The 21,569-nt window shown below is 69.7% G+C and carries 21 protein-coding genes; 8 read left to right on the top strand and 13 right to left on the bottom strand.

Annotated features, from left to right (window positions below):
• The first annotated feature begins 1 nt into the window (after window position 1).
• Window positions 2–1,774 carry a cytochrome c biogenesis protein gene (locus QSJ30_RS04095; protein WP_285606679.1) on the top strand — a complete coding sequence of 591 codons (1,773 nt, stop codon included), beginning with the start codon at window positions 2–4 and terminating at the stop codon, window positions 1,772–1,774.
• A 72-nt stretch (window positions 1,775–1,846) separates the two neighbouring features.
• Here the strand turns inward: QSJ30_RS04095 and QSJ30_RS04090 are convergent, their stop codons facing one another.
• The 3 genes from QSJ30_RS04090 to murD are packed head-to-tail and all read right to left on the bottom strand — an operon-like array spanning window position 1,847 to window position 5,165.
• On the bottom strand, window positions 1,847–2,353 hold the full coding sequence (locus QSJ30_RS04090; protein WP_285606676.1) for a hypothetical protein: 507 nt from the start codon (window positions 2,351–2,353) through the stop codon (window positions 1,847–1,849).
• A 50-nt stretch (window positions 2,354–2,403) separates the two neighbouring features.
• Window positions 2,404–3,831, bottom strand: a complete 1,428-nt coding sequence (locus QSJ30_RS04085) for an FAD-binding oxidoreductase (RefSeq protein WP_285606674.1) — start codon at window positions 3,829–3,831, stop codon at window positions 2,404–2,406.
• Window positions 3,832–3,839: 8 nt separating this feature from the next.
• Window positions 3,840–5,165 carry a UDP-N-acetylmuramoyl-L-alanine--D-glutamate ligase gene (gene murD / locus QSJ30_RS04080; protein ID WP_285606672.1) on the bottom strand — a complete coding sequence of 442 codons (1,326 nt, stop codon included), beginning with the start codon at window positions 5,163–5,165 and terminating at the stop codon, window positions 3,840–3,842.
• 102 nt (window positions 5,166–5,267) lie between these two features.
• On the opposite strand from murD, the gene QSJ30_RS04075 reads away from it, so the two are divergent.
• Window positions 5,268–6,035 (top strand): EAL domain-containing protein, encoded by a 768-nt coding sequence (locus tag QSJ30_RS04075; protein WP_285606670.1) that lies wholly within the window; start codon window positions 5,268–5,270, stop codon window positions 6,033–6,035.
• Here the strand turns inward: QSJ30_RS04075 and mraY are convergent.
• The 9 genes from mraY to QSJ30_RS04030 form a co-directional block, all read right to left on the bottom strand.
• Entirely contained in the window at window positions 6,013–7,101 is a 1,089-nt protein-coding gene (gene mraY, locus QSJ30_RS04070; RefSeq protein WP_285606667.1) for a phospho-N-acetylmuramoyl-pentapeptide-transferase, read from the bottom strand. The genes QSJ30_RS04075 and mraY overlap by 23 nt on opposite strands.
• Window positions 7,102–7,136: 35 nt before the next feature.
• A complete protein-coding gene (locus QSJ30_RS04065) occupies window positions 7,137–8,486 on the bottom strand; it encodes a UDP-N-acetylmuramoyl-tripeptide--D-alanyl-D-alanine ligase (protein WP_285606665.1) in 1,350 nt (449 codons plus the stop codon).
• Complete coding sequence (locus QSJ30_RS04060) at window positions 8,483–9,469, bottom strand: L-threonylcarbamoyladenylate synthase (protein WP_285606663.1); 987 nt, start codon at window positions 9,467–9,469, stop codon at window positions 8,483–8,485. The genes QSJ30_RS04065 and QSJ30_RS04060 overlap by 4 nt, the downstream gene beginning before the upstream one ends.
• On the bottom strand, window positions 9,466–10,923 hold the full coding sequence (locus QSJ30_RS04055; protein ID WP_285606661.1) for a UDP-N-acetylmuramoyl-L-alanyl-D-glutamate--2,6-diaminopimelate ligase: 1,458 nt from the start codon (window positions 10,921–10,923) through the stop codon (window positions 9,466–9,468). The genes QSJ30_RS04060 and QSJ30_RS04055 overlap by 4 nt, the downstream gene beginning before the upstream one ends.
• A complete protein-coding gene (locus tag QSJ30_RS04050) occupies window positions 10,920–13,061 on the bottom strand; it encodes a penicillin-binding transpeptidase domain-containing protein (RefSeq protein ID WP_285606659.1) in 2,142 nt (713 codons plus the stop codon). The genes QSJ30_RS04055 and QSJ30_RS04050 overlap by 4 nt, the downstream gene beginning before the upstream one ends.
• Before the next feature lie 55 nt (window positions 13,062–13,116).
• Complete coding sequence (locus QSJ30_RS04045; RefSeq protein ID WP_285606657.1) at window positions 13,117–13,485, bottom strand: hypothetical protein; 369 nt, start codon at window positions 13,483–13,485, stop codon at window positions 13,117–13,119.
• Between the two features lie 11 nt (window positions 13,486–13,496).
• Window positions 13,497–14,456, bottom strand: coding sequence for a 16S rRNA (cytosine(1402)-N(4))-methyltransferase RsmH (rsmH, locus tag QSJ30_RS04040; protein WP_285606655.1), 960 nt, complete (start codon window positions 14,454–14,456; stop codon window positions 13,497–13,499).
• A complete protein-coding gene (locus QSJ30_RS04035; protein WP_285606653.1) occupies window positions 14,456–14,941 on the bottom strand; it encodes a division/cell wall cluster transcriptional repressor MraZ in 486 nt (161 codons plus the stop codon). The genes rsmH and QSJ30_RS04035 overlap by 1 nt, the downstream gene beginning before the upstream one ends.
• A gap of 206 nt (window positions 14,942–15,147) precedes the next feature.
• Entirely contained in the window at window positions 15,148–15,507 is a 360-nt protein-coding gene (locus QSJ30_RS04030) for a histidine triad nucleotide-binding protein (protein ID WP_285606651.1), read from the bottom strand.
• A gap of 11 nt (window positions 15,508–15,518) precedes the next feature.
• Here QSJ30_RS04030 and QSJ30_RS04025 point away from each other — a divergent pair, with 11 nt between their 5' ends.
• The 5 genes from QSJ30_RS04025 (at window position 15,519) to QSJ30_RS04005 (ending at window position 19,718) form a co-directional block, all read left to right on the top strand.
• Window positions 15,519–15,974 carry a tRNA (cytidine(34)-2'-O)-methyltransferase gene (locus QSJ30_RS04025; protein ID WP_285606647.1) on the top strand — a complete coding sequence of 152 codons (456 nt, stop codon included), beginning with the start codon at window positions 15,519–15,521 and terminating at the stop codon, window positions 15,972–15,974.
• Between the two features lie 19 nt (window positions 15,975–15,993).
• Window positions 15,994–16,392 (top strand): cobalamin B12-binding domain-containing protein, encoded by a 399-nt coding sequence (locus tag QSJ30_RS04020; protein WP_285606645.1) that lies wholly within the window; start codon window positions 15,994–15,996, stop codon window positions 16,390–16,392.
• Window positions 16,392–17,756, top strand: coding sequence for a DNA repair protein RadA (gene radA, locus QSJ30_RS04015; RefSeq protein ID WP_285606643.1), 1,365 nt, complete (start codon window positions 16,392–16,394; stop codon window positions 17,754–17,756). Before QSJ30_RS04020 ends, radA begins: the two co-directional genes overlap by 1 nt.
• 62 nt (window positions 17,757–17,818) lie before the next feature.
• A complete protein-coding gene (locus QSJ30_RS04010) occupies window positions 17,819–18,697 on the top strand; it encodes an alpha/beta hydrolase (RefSeq protein WP_285606641.1) in 879 nt (292 codons plus the stop codon).
• A 61-nt stretch (window positions 18,698–18,758) separates the two neighbouring features.
• On the top strand, window positions 18,759–19,718 hold the full coding sequence (locus tag QSJ30_RS04005; RefSeq protein WP_285606639.1) for a hypothetical protein: 960 nt from the start codon (window positions 18,759–18,761) through the stop codon (window positions 19,716–19,718).
• Window positions 19,719–19,732: 14 nt separating this feature from the next.
• On the opposite strand, the gene QSJ30_RS04000 is transcribed toward QSJ30_RS04005, so the two are convergent.
• Window positions 19,733–20,446: a hypothetical protein gene (locus tag QSJ30_RS04000; RefSeq protein WP_285606637.1), complete on the bottom strand. Its 714-nt coding sequence runs from the start codon at window positions 20,444–20,446 to the stop codon at window positions 19,733–19,735.
• A gap of 194 nt (window positions 20,447–20,640) precedes the next feature.
• Here QSJ30_RS04000 and QSJ30_RS03995 point away from each other — a divergent pair, with 194 nt between their 5' ends.
• The gene (locus tag QSJ30_RS03995) at window positions 20,641–21,465 is read left to right on the top strand and encodes a class I SAM-dependent methyltransferase (protein WP_285606635.1); all 825 of its coding nucleotides are present in this window, start codon (window positions 20,641–20,643) and stop codon (window positions 21,463–21,465) included.
• Window positions 21,466–21,569 lie beyond the last annotated feature (104 nt).

The following is a 21,569-nucleotide window of genomic DNA, read 5'->3' as shown; positions in this document are numbered from 1 at the left end:
CATGACCTTCGTGCAGAAATACCTCGCCTGGGGCGCCGGCGTCCTCGCTCTGCTCATCGCGCTGGTCGTCGCCCTGCCGGGCGGCAAGGTCCGCGGCTTCGATGCCGCTGGCTTCGGCAACCTGCCCATCCTCGATGGCGGACGCGTCAAGCCGCTGGATTCCCTGGCCCGCAACTCCCTCCTGGTCATCCACAGCCGCCAGGGCTTCCGCTACCAGGGACGCACCATCGGGCCCGACGAGTGGATCCTCGACGTGATGTTCCGGCCCCAGGTGGCCGACCAGCAGCCCATCTTCGTCATCGATGATCCGGATGTCATCGGCCTCATCGGCGCCAAGCAGACCAAGAACCGCAACTACTTCAGCTTCGCCGACCTCTCCACCCACCTGGAGGAGATCCAGAAGCAGGCGCAGACCGCCCAGCCCATCGCGCCCCAGAAGCGGACCCGCTTCCAGAGCGCCATCGTGAACCTGTTCGACCGCGCCTACCTCTACTACAAGCTGCGGAACACCCTCCAGCTGGCGGGGTCGCCTGGCCTCGGCTGGGAGCTCCAGTCCATCGGCGATGCCGAGGCTGCCGCCCGTCACCAGGAACTGATGCAGCTCGCGGCCTTCCGCATCCTGCCGCCCCTGCCCGGTGGCAACCCCGATGCGTGGAAGAACGTGGGTGAGGGCCTCCGCGCCATGGCTTCCGGCCAGGGCGTCCACCCGGCCCTGGTGCCCCTCGCCCGGCTCAACGCGGCCTACCTCGCCAATGATGCCGCCAGCTTCAATGCCGCCCTGGCCGACATGAAGGGTGTGGTCAGCACCCTGAAGCCCGGCGCCCTGAGCCACGCGAACAACGAGATCGTCTTCAACCGCGCCCAGCCCTTCTTCGTGGGCCTGTCGATCTACTTCGTGGCCTTCCTCGTCCTGTGCGTGTCCTGGATCTACAAGCCCGAGCTGCTGCGCCCCACGGCCTATTCGCTGCTCTTCGCCGGCGCCATCGTCCACACCCTGGGCCTGGCGGCGCGCATCATCCTCCAGGGCCGCCCCCCGGTGACGAACCTCTACTCCTCCGCCGTGTTCGTGGGCTGGGGCGCGGTGATCCTGGGCCTCATCGTGGAGCGGATGTACCGCAAGGGCTTCGGCACGGCCGTGGCCGCCGCCGCGGGCTTCGCGTCCCTCATCGTGGCCCAGAACCTGGGCACCGAAGGCGACACCATGGAGATGATGCGGGCCGTGCTGGACTCCAACTTCTGGCTGGCCACCCACGTCGTGACCATCACCATCGGCTATTCCGGCACCTTCCTCGCGGGCGCCATCGCCATCGGCTACGCCATCCGGAAGCACATCGTCGCCAAGGTGGATGTGGAGACGGACAAGGCCCTCGTGGACATGGCCTACGGCATCATCTGCTTCGCCCTCTTCTTCAGCTTCGTGGGCACCGTGCTGGGCGGCATCTGGGCCGACCAGTCCTGGGGCCGCTTCTGGGGCTGGGATCCCAAGGAGAACGGCGCCCTGCTCATCGTGCTGTGGAACGCCATCATCCTTCACGCCCGCTGGGCAGGCTACGTGCGTGAGCGCGGCACCATGGTGATGGCCATCTTCGGCAACGTGATCACAGCCTGCTCCTGGTTCGGCGTGAACATGCTGGGCGTGGGCCTGCACTCCTATGGCTTCATGGACCAGGCCTTCTACGCCCTGACCGGGTTCATCGTCAGCCAGCTGGTCTTCATGGCCATCTGCGCTGCGCCAGCACGGTTCTGGGAACAGAAGCCGCATTCCAAGGCTTGAGTTTTTTGCCAGATGCAAAACGGCCCCCGGAAACCGGGGGCCGTTTTGCATCCAGGTAAAAACATTAAAAGGTCACTTCACCCTGCGGGTGACACCCTCCAGGTAGGTCTTGAAGACGTCGGGGGCGTTGGGCGGAGCGATCTCGAAGCGGATGGCGACGGTGTCGGCAGTCCCGCGAAGATAGGTGAGACGGAACCGGGGGCCCGGGGCCGGCTCGCTGGTGAAGGCCACGCCATGGGGCACGGCGGCCGCCAGGTAGCGGATGACGTGGCCCTCGTTGTCCACATAGAAGGCCTTGAGCTGGCCGCCCTCGACGAAGACCGTCATCAGGTCCTCGTGGTGGGCGGCCGGCCGGCCATTGGCGGCTGGGTAATCCGCGTGGCTGCGCCGCACCAGGGCCTTCCCCTCCAGCTCGAAGCGGAAGGTGGCCGCACCGCTGGGCGAGCCGGCCTTCCCGTCCGACTCCCCCACCCAATCGCCGCCCAGGAATCGCACGGCCTCGAAGGGATCCGCCTTGAGCGCGGGCGCCTGGGCCAGCAGGGGCGTGCAAAGCAGGAGGGCGAGGGTGGATGGGCGCATGAAAACTCCCTGGAGACCTCGAATCTACCTTGGAATGCCTCCGGCCGCGATCAGGGCCGGGGACCGAGCCGGGTGGTGCCCAGCAGGCCCTTGGGATCCAGTTGCTGCTTGAGCGCCTGGTTCACGGCCTTCACCGGTTCAGGGGTGTAGGCATCATAGAAGCGCTGATTGTGCGGGCCGACCCCGTGCTCGGCGCTGTACGAACCCTCGAAGCCGCGCACCGCCAGCTCGTAGATGCGCGACTGCAGCTCCTCGATGATCACCGGCGTCGGCCGGGGCGACTCGGCCTCGTTCCACACCAGATTGAGATGGGTCCCACCGTCACCCCAGTGCCCGAAGTCGCAGCAGCGGACGAAGGGATAGTCCTTGGCCAGCAGCGCCACGGCGGCATCGGTGAAGGCGGCCATGCGGCTCCGCGGCACGCTGATGTCGAAGGCCAGCACCTTGCCCTCGTTGCGCAGGCTCTCGCTGATGTGGTGGCGGATGGCCCAGAAGTCCTCGGGCTTGCCCATGAAGACATCCGTGATGCCCTCGCCGCCGTCGGCTTCGAGGAAGGCTCCCAGACGCTCCTCCAGGACTTCGGGCAGGTTCAGGGCCGTCTCGGGCAGGGTGGAGGAGAGCTCCACCAGAGCCGTGTACGCCGGCGGCTTGCTGCCGCCGTAGGGGTTCCGGATGGTGTCGTGGTGCTTGAACACGGGGCTCAGGGCATTGGCGCTGATCACCTCGTAGGCCGTGAACACATCCGCGAGCTCGCGCTCCAGGGCCTTCAGGAGGGCCAGCACGGCATCCCCGGACGCACAGCCCACCAGGGCCGTGGCATCCTGCCGGGGCACGGGCACCACCTGGAGCACCGCGCCGGTGATCACGCCGTAGACACCGCTGGTGCCCACAAGCACCTGCTTGAGGTCGAGGCCGGTGTTGTTCTTCCGCAGGTGGTTCATCACGTCCACCACCGTGCCGTCCGCCAGCACGGCCTCAGCGCCCTGCAGGTTGTGGCGCACGTCGCCGTACTTCAGGAGACGGGTGCCGCCCGTGTTGGTGGCGATCATGCCGCCGATGGTGGGGTCCGCCCCCAGGTCGATGGGGAACATGAGGCCGTGCTCCGCGAGGGCACCGTTCAGCGTGCTGAGCAGCACGCCGCCGTCCACCACGGCCGTGCGGTTGATGGGGTCGATCTCCAGCCGCTTGTTCAGCCGCTCCAGGCTGAGCACGAGCATCTCCCCGCTGGCGTCCGGGTTGGAGGCGCCGACCAGGCCGGTGTTGGCTCCCTGGGGCATCACCCGGAGGCCCTGCTCATGACAATAGGCCATCACCTTCGACACTTCGGCGGTCGTGCCCGGGCGGACCGCCAGCAGGGCCCTGCCCTTCCCGTACCGCCAGCCCGACTCGTAGCGGGTGAGATCCTCCGGCTCCGCCAGGACGGCATCGGCGCCCAGCATGGCGCGGAGGTCGGCGGCGGCTAAGACGGCATCGTGCATAACCGATTCTACTGGAGCCAGGCCTTCACCAGGGCCTCGAAGCGCTCGCCGCGCTGTTCGAAGTTGTCGAACTGGTCGAAGCTGGCGCAGGCGGGGCTGAGGAGCACCTGGTCGCTGGGCTGCGCGAGGGCGAGGGCGGCGCGCACGGCCTCATCGAAGGCTGGCACCACGTCGTGGGGCAGGTCGCCGAGGTCGCGGGTGAGCTGCGGAATCGCATCGCCCAGGAAGATCAGCCGGCGCAACTTGCCCGCCAGCGCCTGCCGCAACGGCTCGTAGCTGGCGCCCTTGTCCGTGCCGCCCAGCAGCAGCACCAGCGGCCCCGGCAGGGCCTTGATGGCCGTGAGGGTGGCGTCCACGTTCGTGCCCTTGGAGTCGTTGTAGGCCTTCACGCCCCCCTTTTCGCCACAGAAGGCGATGCGGTGAGCCAGCCCGGGGTAGGTGCGCAGCCCCGCTCGGATGGCCTCGAGCGTCGCGCCTCCGTGCCGCGCGAGGAGGGCCGCCGCCAGGGCGTTCTCGACATTGTGGTCGCCGGGAATGCGCAGGTCCTCGCGGTGCAGGAGCGCCTCGCCGTGAAGCTTCAGGCGGCCTGACCCATCGCACCAGGCTTCGCACTCGGACCAGCCGAAGCGCGCATTCCGCCCGGCCCCCGGCGCGTCCTGCCACCACTCCGGGTGGGCGACGGGCACCACGCGGAGATCCCCCGCATCCTGCCGCTCGAAAATCCGCAGCTTGGTCTGGCGGTAGGCCTCGAGGTTCCCGTGGCGGGCCAGGTGATCCGGCGTGAGGTTCAGGAAGGCCGCCCCCTCCGCGTGGAAGGCCGCCACCGTCTCGAGTTGGTAACTGCTCAGCTCCGCCACGTAGATCGAGCCCGCGGCGCCCGCGACCACGGCTTCGATGACCGGGGTGCCCAGGTTGCCGCAGGCCACGGCGGGCAGGCCGGAGGTCCGCAGCAGGTGCGCCACCAGGTCCGTCGTGGTGCTCTTGCCATTGGTGCCGGTCACGGCCAGCACGCGGCTGCCATCGCTCCGTGCCCGGAGGACGCGGTGGGCCAGCTCCACTTCGCCGATCACGGGGATGCCCCTTGAATGGGCGGCCGCCACAAACGGGGCGCTGGGAGGAATGCCGGGGCTGATGATCAGTTCCCCGCATTGCTCCAGGAGGGACTCAGGGTGGCTGCCCCATACGCCGGGGATTCCGTCCTTCGCCAGGTCAAGTTCCAGCGTGGGCTCGGGACTGGGGCGGGTGTCGGTCAACACCACAGACTGCCCCTGCGCTGCCAGGAACCGGGCCGCCGCCAGGCCTGAACGTCCCGCCCCCATGACCACGGTACGCATGTCTCCCCCTGTTTCCAGCGTAACCTGGGCAGAAGCTTCCTGCATGCGGGCTTCCGGCGCGCTACAATAGTGGCAGGACCCTTGAATGAGTTCGGAGTGGCCATGCCCAAGGGCATCCTGGAAAGTCTGTTGAGCGGCGAAGGCGCCATCGTGCCTCACGTCCAACCCATGTACCGGCTGTCCGACAACCGGATGATGGCCCAGGAGTACCTGGCGCGGCACCTGGACCAGGCCGGCGTGGCCCACCCGGTGGGACCCATCCTCCAGGATCCGTCCCTGGCGCCGAAGGACCGGCTGGCCCTGGATCTGCGGTTCCTGGAGGCCACTTTCTCGGCCCTGGCCCAGCGCGGGACCGGAACCCACCTGCACTTCGTGAACCTGGAACCCGTGAGCCTGGAGGCCCCCGGATTCTGGGGCTGCCTTCCCCGCTGGCTGGAGGCCCTCCCCTTCCCGGTGGAATGCGTGGTGATGGAGTTCACCGAGTCCCAGGGCATGAGTGATCTCGAGGCGCTCCAGACCTATGCCAAGCGGCTGCGCGATTCAGGGCTGCGCGTGGCTGTGGATGACCTCGGTGCTGGCGTGGCCAGCCTCACGCAGATGGCGCGGCTGGCGCCGGACTACATCAAGGCCGACCGGAGCCTCGTGGAGCAGGTCCACCGCCGGCCCTATCAGGCGGCCCTCCTCAATGCGCTCTCCCATTTCGCCCGGCACATGTGCATCGGCTTCATCGCCGAGGGCATCGAGACCCTGGAAGAGCTCGAGGCCGTCATGGACGCGGACGTGCCCTGGGGCCAGGGCTACATCCTCGGCCAGCCCTGGCCCACGCGGCCGAAGCCGCTGGCTCTGCCTAGCGAAGCTTCAGAGAGCTGAGCGCCAGGATCGAGCAGACGATGGCGGTGATCCAGAGACGGATCACCACTTTGGTCTCCTGGAGCCCGCCCAGCTCGAGGTGGTGGTGGAAGGGCGCCATGCGGAAGATGCGCTTCCCGCCGCGCAGCTTGAAGCTGCCAACCTGGAGGATGACGCTCACGGCCTCCAGCACGAAGAGCCCGCCCGCGATGACCAGCAGTACTTCCTGCTTGATGACCACGGCCACGGTGCCCAGTGCCCCGCCCAGGCCCAGGGAGCCGGTGTCACCCATGAAGACCTCCGCCGGGTGGGCGTTGAACCACAGGAAGCCCAGGCAGGCCCCCGCCATGGCGCCCATGAAGACGGAGAGCTCCGCGCCGCCGGGTACATGGGGCACCACCAGGTAGGCCGCGATCTTCGCGTGGCCCACGATGTAGGCCAGGATCGCGTAGGTGAGCGACACGATGAGCGTGCCGCCGATGGCGAGCCCGTCGAGCCCGTCCGTGAGGTTCACCGCGTTGCTCGTGCCCACCATGACCAGCCAGATCCAGGGGATGAGGAGCACCCCCACGTCGGGTCGGAATTTTTTGAAGAAGGGCATGGAGAGCTGGCTGGTCGCCGTGCCTCGGAGGCCGAAATGCAGGATGAGCCAGGCCACCAGCAGCGAGATGCCGGTGAGCAGGGCCATCTTCTGCCAGCTGGTGAGGCCCAGGTTCTGCTTCTTCAGCAGCTTCTGGGCGTCATCGAAGGCGCCCACGGTGCCGAAGCCCAGCAGCGCCATGAGCGCCACCCAGATGGCACCACTCTTGAGATCGCACCAGAGCAGCGTGGAGACCGTGATCACCAGCAGGATGAGGATGCCGCCCATCGTGGGGGTCCCCGCCTTCTTCTGGTGGTGCTCAGGGCCCACGTCGCGGATGTGCTGGCCCATCTTGAGGGCGGTCAGCGTGCGGATCACCCAGGGACCCAGCAGCAGGCTCAGCACCATGGCCGTGGCGGCGGCCAGGGCGGTCCGGAAGGTCACGTAGCGGAAGACCGAGAAACCCGGGATCACGTCACGGAAGGGATAGAGGAGCCAAGGCAGCATGGGGAGTCCGGAGTCTGAAGTCTGAAGGTCTGAAGTCAGCGGTTGAGGAGCCAATCCACGACGCGCTCCGCGCGCCAGAACCGGCTGCCCTTCACCAGGATACGGGCTCCCGGCGGGATTGCGGAGAGACCGGCGGCATCGTCGCGGAGGGCTTCGAAATCCGGGAAGGCCACAGCCCTCAGGCCGAAGCCTTCCGCGTAGTCCTTCGCGAACTCCCCGTAGGCCCAGAGCCGCGACAGGCCCAGGGCCTTCAGGGCCGCGCCGGTCTCCCGGTGGATCCGCGGGGCCTCCAGACCCAGCTCCCGCATGGAGCCGAGCACCGCCACGGCCTCCTCACCGGGGAGCTGGAGCAGGGCCCGGGCGCAGGCCAGGATGGAGTCGGGACTGGCGTTGTAGGTCTCATCCAGCAGGCAGCCACCTCCGGCCAGCGTGTGGAGCCTCCCGCGCCCGGGGTCGGGAGCCACCGAGCCGAGACCCGCCGCCACCTGCTTCGGGTCGAACCCGGCCTGGACGGCGATGGCTGCGGCCAGGGCGGCATTGCGCACCTGGTGTTCTCCGGAAAGCTGGATCCGCACCGGGAACGCGCCCTGCGGCGTCCGCATGAGGAAGGCCCCGCCCGCGGCCCCCAGGGACGCGATGCCTTCCCAATCGTAGGGGTGCCCCTCACCCACGGGCAGGGCCACTGCATGCCGGGCCCAGGGCTGCTCCGCGATCCAGCGACACCAGGGGTCCGAGGCGAGGTGGGCCCAGACGCCACCGGGAACCAGACCGGCCACCAGCTCACCCTTGGCTTCGGCGATGCCCTGCTGACCGTGAGCGAAGTTCTCGGCATGGGCGGTCCCCACCAGCGTGATGATCCCGAAGTCCAGGGGTGCGATCTCCGTGAGGAGCTGGATCTCTCCGGGCGTGCTCATGCCCATCTCCAGCACCGCCGCTCCCAGGCCCTCCGGCAGCGTGGCCAGGGCCTCGGGCAGGCCCAGGGTGTTGTTGCGGTTGCCCGGTGTCTTCCACCCCCCCACGGCCGCCGCCAGCAGTTCCTTGGTACTGGTCTTGCCGACACTGCCAGTGACGCCGAAGACGGCCCTCGGCCGGACCGCCGCCAGCCGGGTCTGACCCCAGCGTTGGAGGGCCACCTCCGTGTCGGGCACCACAAGCTGTGGACAGTCGCTGTCCACCGGATGGTCCACCAGGAGGGCCGCGGCCCCCTTGGCCTCGGCCTGGCCGATGAAGTCATGCCCGTCCCGCTCCGCCCGCAGAGCCACGAAGCAGGCGCCGGGCTGGATCGTCCGGGTATCCAGCGAAAGGGACGACGGCACCACGGCGCCATCGCCAAGGACCTCGCCACCCACCTGGTAAGCAGCCTGGAACAGGGACCAGAGGCTCATGGCAGCTCCTTGGCGGAGGCCCGCCGCAGACGGTCGCGCACCGCCAGCCAGCGCTCGTCCTCCGGCGGGCGCTCCATGAAGATACGCTCGAAGCCAGTGTCATCCAGTTCATGGAGGAGGGCGTAGAGGCGCGCGCCCACCACCTCCGCGTCCAGCGGCAGGAGGATGCCGCGAACCCCCTCAGGCAGGGGGGGCAGCGATCCAAGGCCCACATAGGCCACCGCACCGGAGACGGCATGCGCCCCGGTCCCGGGCGCCACCAGCTCCAGCCTGGCCCGGGGCGCGTAGTGGCGCTCGGCCATCCCCGGGGCCGCCTGCACCTCGCCCGCCCTCACCGCGCCCTCCCAGAGCTCGATGGGTCCCACCAGGGTCGCCAGCTCCGCTGGGCCGAGGGGGCCGGGACGCAGGATGCGCGGCCGGGCCCCGGTCAGGTCGAGGATGGTGGACTCGAGGCCCGCCGCCGTGGGGCCGGCGTCCAGGATCAGATCCACCGCGTCCCCCAGGCTGGAGGCCACGTGCCGGGCAAGGGTGGGCGACAGGTGCTGACTGCGGTTGGCGCTGGGGGCGGCCAGGGGCCGGTCCGCGGCGCGGATCAGGGCCAGGGCCACGGGATGGGCCGGGCAGCGCAGGGCCACGGAGGGACCGCCCGCGCGGACGATGGAAGGCACTCGCTCCGAGGCCGGCAGCACCAGAGTGAGCGGGCCGGGCCAGAACCGCTCCGCCAGGGCCTGGGCCTCCGTGGGCCAGTGGGACACCAGCGCTTGGGCGGCGGCGGCATCGGCCACGTGGAGGATCACCGGGTTGGTGGCGGGCCGGCCCTTGGCTGCGTAGATCTTCGCCACGGCCTCGGGGTTCAGGCCGTCCGCCCCCAGGCCGTACACCGTCTCCGTGGGGAAGGCCACCAGGCCCCCGGCCCGCAGCAGGGTCGCGGCCTCCTGGATGGCCGGATCCTCCGGCCCGGTGACGGGGAGGAGGCGGGTCACCGCGGACCTCCGAGGGCCGCCTCGACCGCCGCGCGGTCGCTGTAGGGGTGTTTCACGCCGTGGATCTCCTGGTAGGGCTCATGGCCCTTCCCGGCCAGCAGCAGCAGGTCGCCGGGGCGGCAGTCCGCCAGGGCCTGGCGCACGGACTCCCGACGATCGGCGTTGCGGTGGTACCGCGCCCGATTCGTGCGAATGGCTTCCGGAATCCCCGGCGCCGCATCGTCGAGGATGCGCTCGGGATCCTCCGTGCGGGGGTTGTCGCTGGTGTGCCAGAGGACATCCGCGCCGGCGGCCACGGCGGCGGCCATGAGGGGGCGCTTGGCGCGGTCGCGGTCGCCGCCGCAGCCGAAGAGCACATGCAGGCGGCCGCCGGTTGGCAGCAGGCGCCGGCCTTCTGCCAGCAGCTTCTCCAGGGCGTCCGGCGTGTGCGCGTAGTCCACCATCACGCCGAAGGGCTGGCCGCAGTCCACCCGCTCCAGGCGGCCCGGGGCACCGCTGACCTTCCGGGCGGCGGGGACCAGGCGATCCAGGTCGAAGCCCGCCTCGGCGCAGGCGGCCAGGGCCGCCACCAGGTTGTAGACGTTGAACCGCCCCAGCAGCGGGCTCTGGACCTCCCAGCTGCCCCTGGCCGAGTGCAGGGTGAAGCGGGTGCCCGTGGGGCCCAGCTCCAAGCCGTGGGCCCGGTAGCAGGCGGGCCGGTCCACGGCGTAGCTGACGTGGCCCTCCCGCTCCAGCAGACCTCGGCCCCAGGGGTCGTCGGCATTCACCAGGAAGCGGTCGCTCTGGGCCACCAGCCGGTGCTTGGCCTCGAAGTAGGCTTCCAGAGTGCCGTGGAAGTCCAGATGGTCCTGGGTGAGGTTCGTAAAGACGCCCACGCGGAACCGCGCCCCGTGGACCCGGCCCAGGCAGAGGGCGTGGCTGCTCACCTCCACCGCCGAGGCCGCATCGCCCGCTGCCACGCTGCGGTGCAGCCAGCGGTAGAAGGCCGGGCTTTCGGGCGTGGTGCGGACGGCTTCCTCTTCCAGGTCGCCCGCGGCATTCAGGACCGTCCCCACCACCCCGCAGCCGATCCCGGCCCCCCGCAGGAGCTGGCGGATGAGCGTGGTGGTGGTGGTCTTGCCGTTGGTGCCTGTGACGCCGATGAGGGCCAGGCGCTGGTCCGGCGCGCCATGCAGGCGGCGGGCCAGCTCCGCCATGGCGAGGCGGGGCTCCTCTGTGAAGGCGCAGTCCGCGACAGTCGAAGGCAGCCCCAGCGCCGCCTCGGAGATCACCGCCGAAGCGCCCTGCCCCAGGGCCTGGGGCACGAAGGCGGCGCCATCGGCCTTCTCCCCCTTGAGGGCCAGGAAAACCCACCCGGGGCGGACCTCGCGGCTGTCGCTGGTGAGATCCACCACCTCCGCATCTGGGCCGGAATGCCGGACCGCGAACCCCTCGATGAGCGCATCCAGCTTCATGGCATCCCCGCCTTGATCTTCACCACGGTGCCCGGCTCCAGCGGCGCGCCGGGACTGGGGCTCTGGCCCACCACATGGGTGGCCGTGACGCCAGGCGCCGCCTCCACCTTGGGGGTCCCGCCCACCAGCACCACGCGATGGATGGCGGCCTTGAGGCTCAGCCCCTGCAGGTCGGGCACCCGGCCACGCTCCACGTGCAGGGCCGCCTCGTCGGTCTCGCTCACGGGCCAGTCGCGCAGGGACAGCTTAAGGTCCGCCTCGCGATCCGGATCGGCGGCGGTCTGCCGGAAGCGGAGGATGCCGTCGCCGATGCGCTTGAACAGCGGCGCTGCCACGTCGCCGCCGGTGGTGTCGCCGGCGGGGTCGTCGAGCATCACGAGGACGCCGAACTGCGGCTTGTCCGCGGGGAAGAACCCCATGAAGGAGGCGTAGTGGCGCTTGGGATCGTACTGTCCATCAATGAGCTTGCGGCTGGTGCCGGTCTTGCCGAAGGCCTCCACCCCGTTGTCGAGCTTGGCCCGCTTGCCCGTGCCCTGGGTGATCACGCCCTTCAGCGTCTCCTTCATCAGGTTCGCCGTCTCCTCGCTGAGGACCTGGCTGCGCACGGTGGGCTTGAACTCCTTCAGCAGCAGGCCCTTGTCGTTGTAGATGCGCTGCACGAGGATCGGCTGCATGAGCTTGCCCCCGTTGGCCAAAACACACCCGGCCATGAGGATCTGCAGGGGCGTGGTGCTCAGCCCGTAGCCGTACGACATCGTGTACTGGGTGGGCACGCTCCAGCGGTCCGGCGCGATGAGGCGCCCGGAGCTCTCCCCGGGGAAGTTCAGGCCCGTGGCGTCCCCGAAGCCGAATTTCCGGAGGTACTGGTAGTGCATCGTCGGATCGAGGCGGATGCCGATCTTGGCGGCGCCGATGTTGGAGCTCTGCCAGAGCACTTCCTCGAAGGTGAGCAGCCCGTGGCGGTGGGTATCCGTAATGGGGGGGATCTTGGGGCTGTAGAGCCAGCGGCCCGACATGCAGTCGATGCGCTCGCCCAGGTGGACCTTGCGCTCCTCCAGGGCCATGGCCGCGGTGAAGATCTTCATGGTGGAGCCGGGCTCGTAGACGTCCTCCACCGGATGCACCTTGCGGGCCGCCTTCTGGCGCTCCAGCTCCCGGCGCAGCTCCTCCCGCTCGGCGGTGGAAAGCTCGGACTCGGCCCGGTTGCGGAACTTCTTGGGCAGGATGTGGTTCGGGTCGAAGGTGGGCGTGCCGGCCATGGCCAGGATCTCCCCGGTGCGGGGATCCACCACCACGGCATAGGCCGTGCGGGGCCGGGAGAGGCGCACGCCCTCCTCCAGGGCGTCCTCCACGATGTGCTGGATGGAGGCGTCCAGGCTGAGCTGGAGCGACGCCCCGTTCACGGGCACCTGGCTGTAGTTCTCCTGGAGGATGAGCAGCTTGCCGTGGGCGTCCTTCGGGGCGATAAGCTCGCCCTTCACGCCGGCCAGCTGCTTGTCGTAGGTCTGCTCGATGCCCAGCTGGCCGAAGCCGTCGATGTTGGTGAAGCCGATGATCTGCGCGGCCAAGCTGCCCCGGGGGTAGAAGCGGCGGCTCTCGGGCTGGAACTCCACGCCATCCAGGTTCAGCGCCCGCACGGCGGCCGTCTTGATGGGCGGCAGGTGCCGCTCCAGGTAGACGAAGGTCTTCTTGCGGAGGAGCTTCTCCAGCACCTGGCCCCGGGTCTGGTCCAGGATGGGTGCCAGCTTCGCGGCCACGGCGGCGGCGGCCTTCCGGTCGGGCTCGCCCCACTGGCGCTCCTCCCCCTTCCCCGGCTTGTAGTCCGGGTAGAACACGCGGGGATCCACGAAGAGGCTCTCGACCTTGATGGAGATGGCCAGGGGCTCCCCGCGCCGGTCCCGGAGCTCGCCCCGGATGGGCGGGATCGGCACGATGGTGGTGTGCTGCTGCTCGGCCCGGGCCCGGTAGCGGTTGTGCTCCACCCCCTGCAGCCAGAGCAGCCGCAGCAGGATGCACAGGGCCCAGAAGGCCATGCCGCCCAGGATCCAGGGCAGGCGCTGGCTCAGCAGATCCTGGGGATCCTGCCGGCCCAGCAGGCGGCGGGAGATGCGGGGCTCGGTGGCGAAACGGATGGACACGGGAAGGCCGGGGCTGGATGACGCGGTGGCGGGGCCGCAGCCCCCAGCCTACAGACTACAATCCATCGGACGAGACCGGGCGGAGCTTGGCAAGGCGCTGATCCTCGGGTGTGAAGGCGCGGCGGATCAGGTGCCCCTGCTTGCGGGGCTGGAGCCCGGCCTTCTGGGCGTAGCCCTGGACTTCCTCATCCCGCTGGTACCGGCTGCGCTCCAGCAGGAGCTTGCGCTGCAGCTCCTCTTCCTTGCGGATGCGCTCCTTCAGCTCGCCCATGGCGTAGCTCAGGCGGGTGCTCTGGATCTTCAGGTAGGCGAGGGTGGCCAGGGGCATGGCCAGGGCCAGCACAAGGAGCAGCATGCGCAGGATGCCCTCGCTCTCGACCATGCGGACGGGAGGGGTGGGGCTCGGGAGGGTTCCGGCGGCCATGGGTACCTCGGTCAGGGGAGACGCTCCGCCACGCGGAGGCGGGCGGAACGGGAGGGGGGATTCCCGGCGGCCTCGGCCTCGCTGGGGGCGAGACCACCGGGATGGATGAGCTTGAGGATCCTGGGGAGTTCGGCGGGGGCCGTCCGGCCCGGCCCGTCGTAGATGCCCGCGAGGCGGCGCAGGGTCTGCTTGACGATGCGGTCCTCCAGACTGTGGAAGCTGATGACGGCCAAGCGCCCTTCGGGGCGGAGGTTGGCAACGGCGGCTTCCAGGGCGGCGGCCAGGCGGTCCAGTTCGCCGTTCACCGCGATGCGGATGGCCTGGAAGGTGCGGGTGGCCGGGTCGCTGTGCCCCTTCCGCTTGGCGGGCTCCCGGGGAATGACGGTATAGACGGCTTCGGCCAGATCCTTCGTGGTGGCCAGCCGGCCTTCGCGGTGCGCCCGGAGGATGGCGCGGGCGATGGGCCGGCTGGCACGCTCTTCGCCGTACTGGTAGATCGCGTCGGCCAGGCTTTCATCGGTCTGTTCCGCGATCCATTCCAGGGCAGTGGGGCCGGACGTGGTATCCATGCGCATGTCGAGGGGGCCGTCGTCCCGGAAGCTGAAGCCGCGTTCCGGGGTGCGGAGCTGGAGGGTGGAGACGCCGAGGTCCGCGAGGATGGCGTCGAAGCCGCCGGCGGCGTACTCGGCCTTCCAGGCCAGGAACTGGGCATCGCTCCAGATGTCTTCGTAGTTCCCCGCCAGGATCTCCAGGCGCAGGTCGTCCCCCAGACGGCGACGGGCCTGGTAGCGCGCCTCGGGGTCGCGATCCACGCCCAGGTAGCGGGCGGCCTTGTCGCAGCGGGCCAGCAGGGCCTCGGCGTGGCCGCCCAGCCCCAGGGTGAGATCGAGAACCCGGGCCGCCGGGGGCAGCACGAGGCTGTCCAGCACTTCCTGGAGCAGCACGGGGACATGGACGGGGATCGTCATCATCAGATCCCCAGTTCCGCGAGCTGGGCCAGGTCGTCGGCGCCCAGGGGTTCAGCCGCCAGGCGGCGCTCGAAGCCGGCCTTGTTCCACAGGGCCAGGTGATCCATCTGCCCCAGCACGGCGACTTCGCCCGTGAGCTGCGCGGCCTCGCGCAGGATGGGCGGGATGACAAAGCGGCCCTGGGCATCCGGCTCCACCTCGCTGCCGAAGTAGGCGGTGGTCTCCAGGAACTTGCGCTTGGCGGGGCTGGTCGAAGGCAGGCCCGCCAGGCGGGCCTCGATGGCCTCCCAGACTGGCAGGGGGTAGAGACGGGCGGAGCGGCCGTCCAGGGAAGTCAGGTAGTGCCGCAGGGCGCCGGCACCTTCACGCAGAGCTTCCGCTCCCTCGCCCTGGGCGAAGGATTCGAGCTCGGCCTTGAAGGAAGAGGGGAGCTTCAGTCGTCCCTTCTCATCTACTGTGGCCGGTGAGTTTCCGCGTAGTCGCAGCACCGGTGTCGCCTTTCAACCAGTGGTCCAGGAGAGACCGGGAGACCGAAATGAGACCACTTTGATCCACTTCAGCCCACTTTTCTCCACTGAGAACCACTTCAAAGTCTAGAAAGACGGCGAGATGCCACAAGCGGAAATAAAAGCGAAAAAGACACGCAAACGCGTGTCTTTTTCGCTAAATATGAAAAGAATCTAGGAGCGTCAGCTTAGAGACAGAGCTTTCCGCCCAGGGGCTTGCCGCCCAGGAGGTGGAAATGGAGGTGGAAGACGCTCTGGCCGGAGTCGGGGCCGTTGTTGCTCAGGAGGCGCCAACCGCTGGCGGCGACCCCGTGTTCCTGGGCCAGGCGGGCGGCCACCTGGGGAAGGCGGCCCACCGTCTCGGCGATCCCGGGCGTCATGTCCGCCAGGCCCTCGCAGTGGGCCTTGGGGATGAGCAGCAGGTGGACCGGCGCCTGCGGAAAGATGTCCTTGAAGGCGAGCAGGCTGTCATCTTCGTAGACTGGAACAGCGGGAATCTCCTTCCGCGCGATCTTGCAGAACAGGCATTCGCTCGTAGCGGCGCTCATCAGGGACCTCCATGTTTCATATTGTGTTGCACCAACCCGAGATTCCGCAGAATACCGGAAGCATCGGCCGCCTGTGCGTGAACAACGGCGCCAAGCTGCATCTCATCCACCCCCTGGGCTTCGACACCAGCGACTACTACCTGCGGCGGGCGGGCCTGGACTACTGGGAGAAGCTGGAGCCCACCCACTACGAGAGCTGGGAGGATTTCCTGGCCCGCAATCCCGGCATGCGCCTGTGGTTCTTCACCACCAAGGGGGCCCGCCGCCATACCCAGATCCCCTGGGCCTTCGGCGACGGCCTGGTGTTCGGCCGCGAGACCGTCGGCCTTCCGGAAGACCTCCTGGAGACCTACAAGGACCACCTGGTGCGCATCCCCATGCTGGGCGACCACCACCGCAGCCTGAACCTGGCCCAGGCCGCGGCCATTGGCCTTTACGAGGCGCTGCGGCAGACTGAGAACTGGTAACCCATCCACCGGAGCCCCCATGAGCCAGGCCCCCATCCGCGTCGTCATCGCCAAGCCAGGCCTCGACGGGCATGACCGCGGCGCCAAGGTCGTGGCCCGGGCCCTGCGGGACGCCGGCATGGAGGTCATCTACACGGGCCTGCGCCAGACGCCCCAGCAGATCGTGGCGGCCGTGGTGCAGGAGGACGCCCGGGTGCTGGGCATGAGCATCCTCAGCGGCGCCCACAACCAGATCTTCCCCGAGGTCATGCGGCTCCTGAAGGAACAGGGCGCCGATGACGTGCTGGTGTTCGCCGGCGGCATCATCCCCGACGGCGACATCCCCGGCCTCAAGGCCCTCGGCATCCGCGAGATCTTCCAGCCCGGCACGAACACCGACGACATCGTGACGTTCATCCGCCGCGAGACCTCCGCCTGATGGCCAAGACCTCACCCCTGTTCGAGTGCACGGCCTGCGGCGCCCGCCATCCCAAGGCCATGGGCAAGTGCACGGGCTGCGGGGCCTGGGACACGGTCCAGGAGGTGCGCGGAAGCCTGAAGCGCGACCTCCAGCGGGCGGGCTCGGCCTACTCCCAGAGCCACTACGCCGGCCCCGTCGCCCTGCCCGATGTGGATGTGACGGACACCCAGCGCAGCCCCACGGGCCTCGCGGAACTGGATCGCGTCCTGGGCGGCGGCGTGGTGCCGGGCATGGTGGCCCTGCTGGGCGGCGAGCCGGGCATCGGCAAGTCCACGCTGCTGCTCCAGTGGGCGGCCACGGCGCAGGGGACGGTCCTCTACGCCAGCGGCGAGGAGAGCGAGCGCCAGATCAAACTGCGGGCCCAGCGCCTGGGCGCCGAGAACCCCGGTATCCACCTGCTGGCGGAGACGGACGTGCGCCGCATCATCGAGGAGGCCGAGCGCATGCAGCCGGGCCTGCTGCTGGTGGACAGCATCCAGACCCTCTTCGACCCCGATTTCGAGAGCAGCGCCGGCAGCGTGAGCCAGGTGCGCGGCTGCGCGGCCATGCTCACCCGCTGGGCCAAGACCACGGGCACGCCGCTGGTGCTGGTGGGCCACGTCACCAAGGACGGCGGCCTGGCCGGCCCCAAGGTGCTGGAGCACCTGGTGGACACGGTGCTGGCCTTCGAGGGCGATCGCCACCACCACCACCGCCTGCTGCGCGCCCTCAAGAACCGCTTCGGCGCCGCCTTCGAGCTGGGCATCTTCGCCATGACCGAGAAGGGCCTGGTGCCCGCCGAGGGCAACCCCTTCTTCCTCGACGCCGAGCCCCGGCCCGGCTGCGCCGCCACCGTGGTGCTCAGCGGCACCCGGCCCATGGTCGTGGAGATCCAGGCCCTGGTGGCCGCCGCGGGCCTGGGTATCCCCCGCCGCACGGCCCTCGGCATCGACGGGCCGCGGCTGGCCATGCTCTGCGCCGTGGCGGAGCGGCGCGGCGGTGTGCAGCTGCACGACCGGGATGTCTACGTGAACGTGGCCGGCGGCCTGGAGATCGAGGACCCCGCCGCGGACCTGGCCGTGATCGCCGCCCTCTGCAGCAGCGCCGGCGGCCGCCTGCTGGCCGAGAAATGTCTCTTCATGGGCGAGGTGGGCCTCACCGGCGAAGTGCGTCCCGTGGCCCAGCTGCCCCTGCGCCTCCAGGAGGGGGCCCGCCTGGGTTTCGCCGCGGCTGCCGTGCCCCGCCTGGGGCTCGAGGGGAAGAGCCCCCTCGACCTGTTCCCCGAGGTCAGCGTGGAACGCTTGCGGAGCAAGGCCTGGCTGAAGGGTGTGGCGGAGGAGTAGGCGCCGCCCCCTTCCGGGTCACACCCCCGGCGCCTGCGGCATCCAAGGATCGTGGAGGCCATGTGAAGCGACGGTGGTTCCTCGCCTTCAGCCTTACCTTGACCTTTGCCTTGGCCCTCCCCTGCCTGGGCCGCACTCTGGAAACCATCCATTCGGAACGCCTGCGCCGCGATGTGCCCGTGGCGCTCCATGTGCCGACGCCCGCGGTGGTGCGGCAGTGGACCGTCCGCCATCCCGGCCCCATGACCCTGGTCCTCTTCCTGCCCGGCGCCTATGACGGCCCGGGAGATTTCCAGCGGGAGGGCCTGGACGCCTTCCTTGCGGACCAGGAAGCCCGGGGGGAGCTCCCGCCCAGCCTCTGGGTGGCGGTGACCCACTTCCGAAGCTGGTACGCGGACCGCGCCGACGGCACCTTCCCCTACGAGCGGTTTCTCATGGACGAGCTGCTGCCGCTCCTGGAGGCCCGGTACCCCGGCTTCGGGGGCAGTCCGGAGGCGCGGGCCGTCACGGGACTCAGCATGGGGGGCTTCGGTGCCCTCAACCTCGCGGCCCGGACGGGCGCCTTCTCGCGCTGTCTCGCCCTCTCCCCCGCCCTGGTCGAAGGCCCCTTCCAGGGCTTGAACTGGTTCGTCCGCCGCAGCCTGGTGAAGGTCTTCCCGCTCGACCCCGCGGCCTTCGCGCCTTGGAATCCCTGGAAGCACCTCGGAGGGTCTGCGGAGCTCATCGTCGGCTGCGGCACCGAGGATGGCCATGGCCTGGCGGAGGCCTGCCGCACATTCGCGCGGGTCTGCACGGAGCGACACCGGCCCATGCGCCTGGAGCTCAGCCCGGGCGGACACGACTGGTCCTACTGGACGCCCGCCTTCAAGCGCTGGGCGCCATGGCTGGTGGGCCGGGAGGAGGCGGCCCCGGCGCCCAGCCCCGCGCCTTCGCCCTCCTGAATCCGGTGGAAGGAGGGATTCTCCAGATGCCTCCGGCACTGGATGCACGTAGGCTCGTCTTATGACCTGGAGACCCCGCTCCCGGGAAGGTGAGGGCCACGCCTCCCTCCCCCTCGATGCCCGCCAGGGCTTCCTGCTGTCCCGGCTGGACGGGACCTTGGACATTCCGACCCTCGCCTCGCTGATGGGCCTGGAGGAACCAGAACTGGAGGGGATGCTAACGAATCTGGTGGCCCTCGGTGCGGTGGAACCAGGCCCGGACGCGGGGCCGCGCGCCTCCATCCAGGACCCTCCGGTGGAGCATGCCGAAGGCGAGGAGGATGCTCCCACGGCGGCGGCCCTGGCCGCGACCCACCGCCAGCTCTTCGAGCGGCGGCTGCACCCGCAGCCTGTGGATGAGCGCGTGGCCCAGGCGCGGGTCGCCGTCGAGCCAGAGCTGAGCGCCTTCTGCTTCGATCCCACGGCGGAGGTGGTCCGCGCCGTGCTGGAGAACCCGCGGGTGGGCTCCCTCCACGCGCGCCTCATCGCCGCCCACCACCGCACCAGCGCGGGCCTGGAGGCCCTGGGCGGGCGGACGGCCTTCACGAACGACGGGGGTGTGCGCCGCTCCCTGCTCCAGAATCCCCTCCTGCCGGTGGGCCTCTACCGCCGGCTCTGGTCCACCCGGCGCCTGCTGGAGCAGTACCTGGTGGCCACCTCGCGCGACGCGCCGGAGCAGGTGCGCGCCATGGCCCGCGATCTGCTCCGCGCCAGCTTCACCCAGCGCACGGGCGAGGAGAAGGCCGAGCTCATCTTCACCACCGAGGGCCGCTGCCTCGCCAGCCTGGTGGGCCTGACCCTCGACGGCCACGCCACCGCCCTGCTCTGCCGGCGCACCTACGTCTCCACGCTGCTCATCCAGAACATCGCCCGCTGGAGCGCGGCCCCGCCCCAGCTCATCGCCCACCTCCGGCGCCAGGACGCCGTGAAGCGGAACGCGCCCCTGCGCCAGCTGCTGGAGCGGCATCCGAACGCGAGCTGAAGAGGACGGAGACGCTACCGCGTCAGCCAGGTGGCGATGGCCATCCAGGCTCCGGTGCCGGAGAAGGCGAGGCGCAGCCAGTGCGACAGGATGACGAAGAGCCCGCCCCACAGGAAGGCCGGGTGGAAGCGGCCGGTCCGCAGGCGGTCGTAGGCCGCGCAGCCGATCACCGCCAGGTCCGTCAGGCCGAAGTAGGCCAGAGGTCCCGCCTTGGCGATGGCGTCCAGGGGGATCCGCGCGATGGCTGCCGCGAGGATGCCCACGCAGGAGAGCAGCATGAGCCGCTTGTGGAAGTCCCCCTTGCCCCGAAGCCACAGCCCCGCGCCCACCAGGCTGCCGAACACCACCATGTCCCCCAGGGGCACCACCAGGAAGATGAGGGGCGGCGGCCCCGGGGAGCGCCCCGCCCGCGCCGCGGCGATGGCTGTCACCGTGCCGACCACCAGCACCGCCGCGGCGAGGAAGGCCCCGAGCAGCCCGAGCTGCCGGTGGAGATCCAGCCGGCGAGCCGCCACCAGCCGGGTCTGCACCACGAACAGGCCGAACCAGAGAGTCATCACCAGCCCATGCAGGTGCAGCATGGGCGACAGGGTGGGCGTGCCGAAGACCACTTTGAGGTAGTAGGTCTTCGCGAAGCCCAGGACCACGACGCCCGCCACCGCCCAGGCCCCGAAGGTGTAGAGGCGATGCGGGGGGGCGAGCGCGATGGAGCGCGATTCGGTGGCCATGTCCATCCTCCGGGATGAGCTCCAGTGGGTGAGGCACTTCGGGAGTGGTCCATCCAAACTAAGCCCATGAGACGCAAAATCAATTGTAAATTAACGCCATTATTTTTTATCACAGAATCAATCATGCAGGCCCGCTTCCCGGGGACTCCCGCCCCCTCCGCTAGACTGGCGTCATGACAGGCATGGAGGCAGGAGTGGCCGGATCAGGTGAGCGCGACTACGTCCTCGGGACCCACCGGGAGGAGATCGAGCGGCTGGGGCTCCAGCACCGGGTCTGGCGGCCGCATGTGCTGGAGTGCTGGCGCCGGGCCGGGATCACCACGGGGTCCCGCGTGCTGGATGTGGGCGCGGGACCGGGCTACGCCACCGTGGACCTGGCGGAGATCGTCGGCCCCACCGGGGAGGTCCACGCCGCCGAGCGCTCGGGCAACTTCGTCCAGCATGCCCGGGAGACCTGCGCGGCCCGTGGGCTGTCGAACGTGCGCTTCCATGAGCAGGACCTCATGGCCGGTCCCCTGGAGGTGAGCGGCATGGACGCCACCTGGTGCCGCTGGGTGGCCTCCTTCGTGTCCGATCCGGCGAAGCTGGTGACCACAGTGGCCCGGGCCCTGAAGCCCGGTGGCGTGGCCATCTTCCACGAGTACCTGGACTACCGCACCTGGCGCCTGGCCCCGCCCTGCCCGCCCCTGGAAGCCTTCGTCTCGGAGGTCATGGCCAGCTGGCGCGCCTCCGGCGGCGAGCCGGACGTGGCCCTCGCGCTGCCCACCCTGCTCGAGGCGGCCGGCCTCACGGTGAAACACCTCGAGCCGAAAGTCTTCGTCATCCCCCCCAGCGACTTCATCTGGAAGTGGCCCTCCGAATTCGTGGAGATCAACCTCCAGCGCCTCCTGGAGCTGGGCCGTGTGGACCAGGCCTGGACGAACGCCGTCCGCACCGCCCTGCGCGACGCCGCCGCCGACCCCCGGACGCTGATGATCACGCCCATGGTCTTGGAGATCGTGGCCGAGCGGCGGGACTGACTGAAGGGAACCACACTCGCGGAGGTCGCGGAGAAGGCTGAGGGACGCAGAGGAAATCAGACAGCAGCCTGATGATTCTCTTCTCCGCCTACCTCCGCATCCTC

Origin of the sequence: Geothrix edaphica, assembly GCF_030268045.1 — a bacterium.
Lineage (GTDB): Bacteria > Acidobacteriota > Holophagae > Holophagales > Holophagaceae > Geothrix > Geothrix edaphica.
The sequence above is the reverse complement of the archived record's forward strand: the minus strand, read 5'-3'. Positions and strand labels throughout refer to the sequence as shown.

What these genes read in the sequence shown, in the direction of transcription:
- QSJ30_RS04065 (WP_285606665.1), bottom strand. Translation starts at nt 8,486, where the DNA reads ATGAGCCTCTGGTCCCTGTTCCAGGCTGCTTACCAGGTGGGTGGCGAG.
- QSJ30_RS04055 (WP_285606661.1), bottom strand. Translation starts at nt 10,923, where the DNA reads ATGAAGCTGGATGCGCTCATCGAGGGGTTCGCGGTCCGGCATTCCGGC.
- mraY (WP_285606667.1), bottom strand. Translation starts at nt 7,101, where the DNA reads ATGCTGCCTTGGCTCCTCTATCCCTTCCGTGACGTGATCCCGGGTTTC.
- QSJ30_RS04000 (WP_285606637.1), bottom strand. Translation starts at nt 20,446, where the DNA reads ATGGCCACCGAATCGCGCTCCATCGCGCTCGCCCCCCCGCATCGCCTC.
- QSJ30_RS04030 (WP_285606651.1), bottom strand. Translation starts at nt 15,507, where the DNA reads ATGAGCGCCGCTACGAGCGAATGCCTGTTCTGCAAGATCGCGCGGAAG.
- rsmH (WP_285606655.1), bottom strand. Translation starts at nt 14,456, where the DNA reads ATGATGACGATCCCCGTCCATGTCCCCGTGCTGCTCCAGGAAGTGCTG.
- murD (WP_285606672.1), bottom strand. Translation starts at nt 5,165, where the DNA reads ATGCGTACCGTGGTCATGGGGGCGGGACGTTCAGGCCTGGCGGCGGCC.
- QSJ30_RS04095 (WP_285606679.1), top strand. Translation starts at nt 2, where the DNA reads ATGACCTTCGTGCAGAAATACCTCGCCTGGGGCGCCGGCGTCCTCGCT.
- QSJ30_RS04090 (WP_285606676.1), bottom strand. Translation starts at nt 2,353, where the DNA reads ATGCGCCCATCCACCCTCGCCCTCCTGCTTTGCACGCCCCTGCTGGCC.
- QSJ30_RS04075 (WP_285606670.1), top strand. Translation starts at nt 5,268, where the DNA reads ATGCCCAAGGGCATCCTGGAAAGTCTGTTGAGCGGCGAAGGCGCCATC.
- QSJ30_RS04085 (WP_285606674.1), bottom strand. Translation starts at nt 3,831, where the DNA reads ATGCACGATGCCGTCTTAGCCGCCGCCGACCTCCGCGCCATGCTGGGC.
- radA (WP_285606643.1), top strand. Translation starts at nt 16,392, where the DNA reads ATGGCCAAGACCTCACCCCTGTTCGAGTGCACGGCCTGCGGCGCCCGC.
- QSJ30_RS04005 (WP_285606639.1), top strand. Translation starts at nt 18,759, where the DNA reads ATGACCTGGAGACCCCGCTCCCGGGAAGGTGAGGGCCACGCCTCCCTC.
- QSJ30_RS04020 (WP_285606645.1), top strand. Translation starts at nt 15,994, where the DNA reads ATGAGCCAGGCCCCCATCCGCGTCGTCATCGCCAAGCCAGGCCTCGAC.
- QSJ30_RS04025 (WP_285606647.1), top strand. Translation starts at nt 15,519, where the DNA reads ATGTTTCATATTGTGTTGCACCAACCCGAGATTCCGCAGAATACCGGA.
- QSJ30_RS04045 (WP_285606657.1), bottom strand. Translation starts at nt 13,485, where the DNA reads ATGGCCGCCGGAACCCTCCCGAGCCCCACCCCTCCCGTCCGCATGGTC.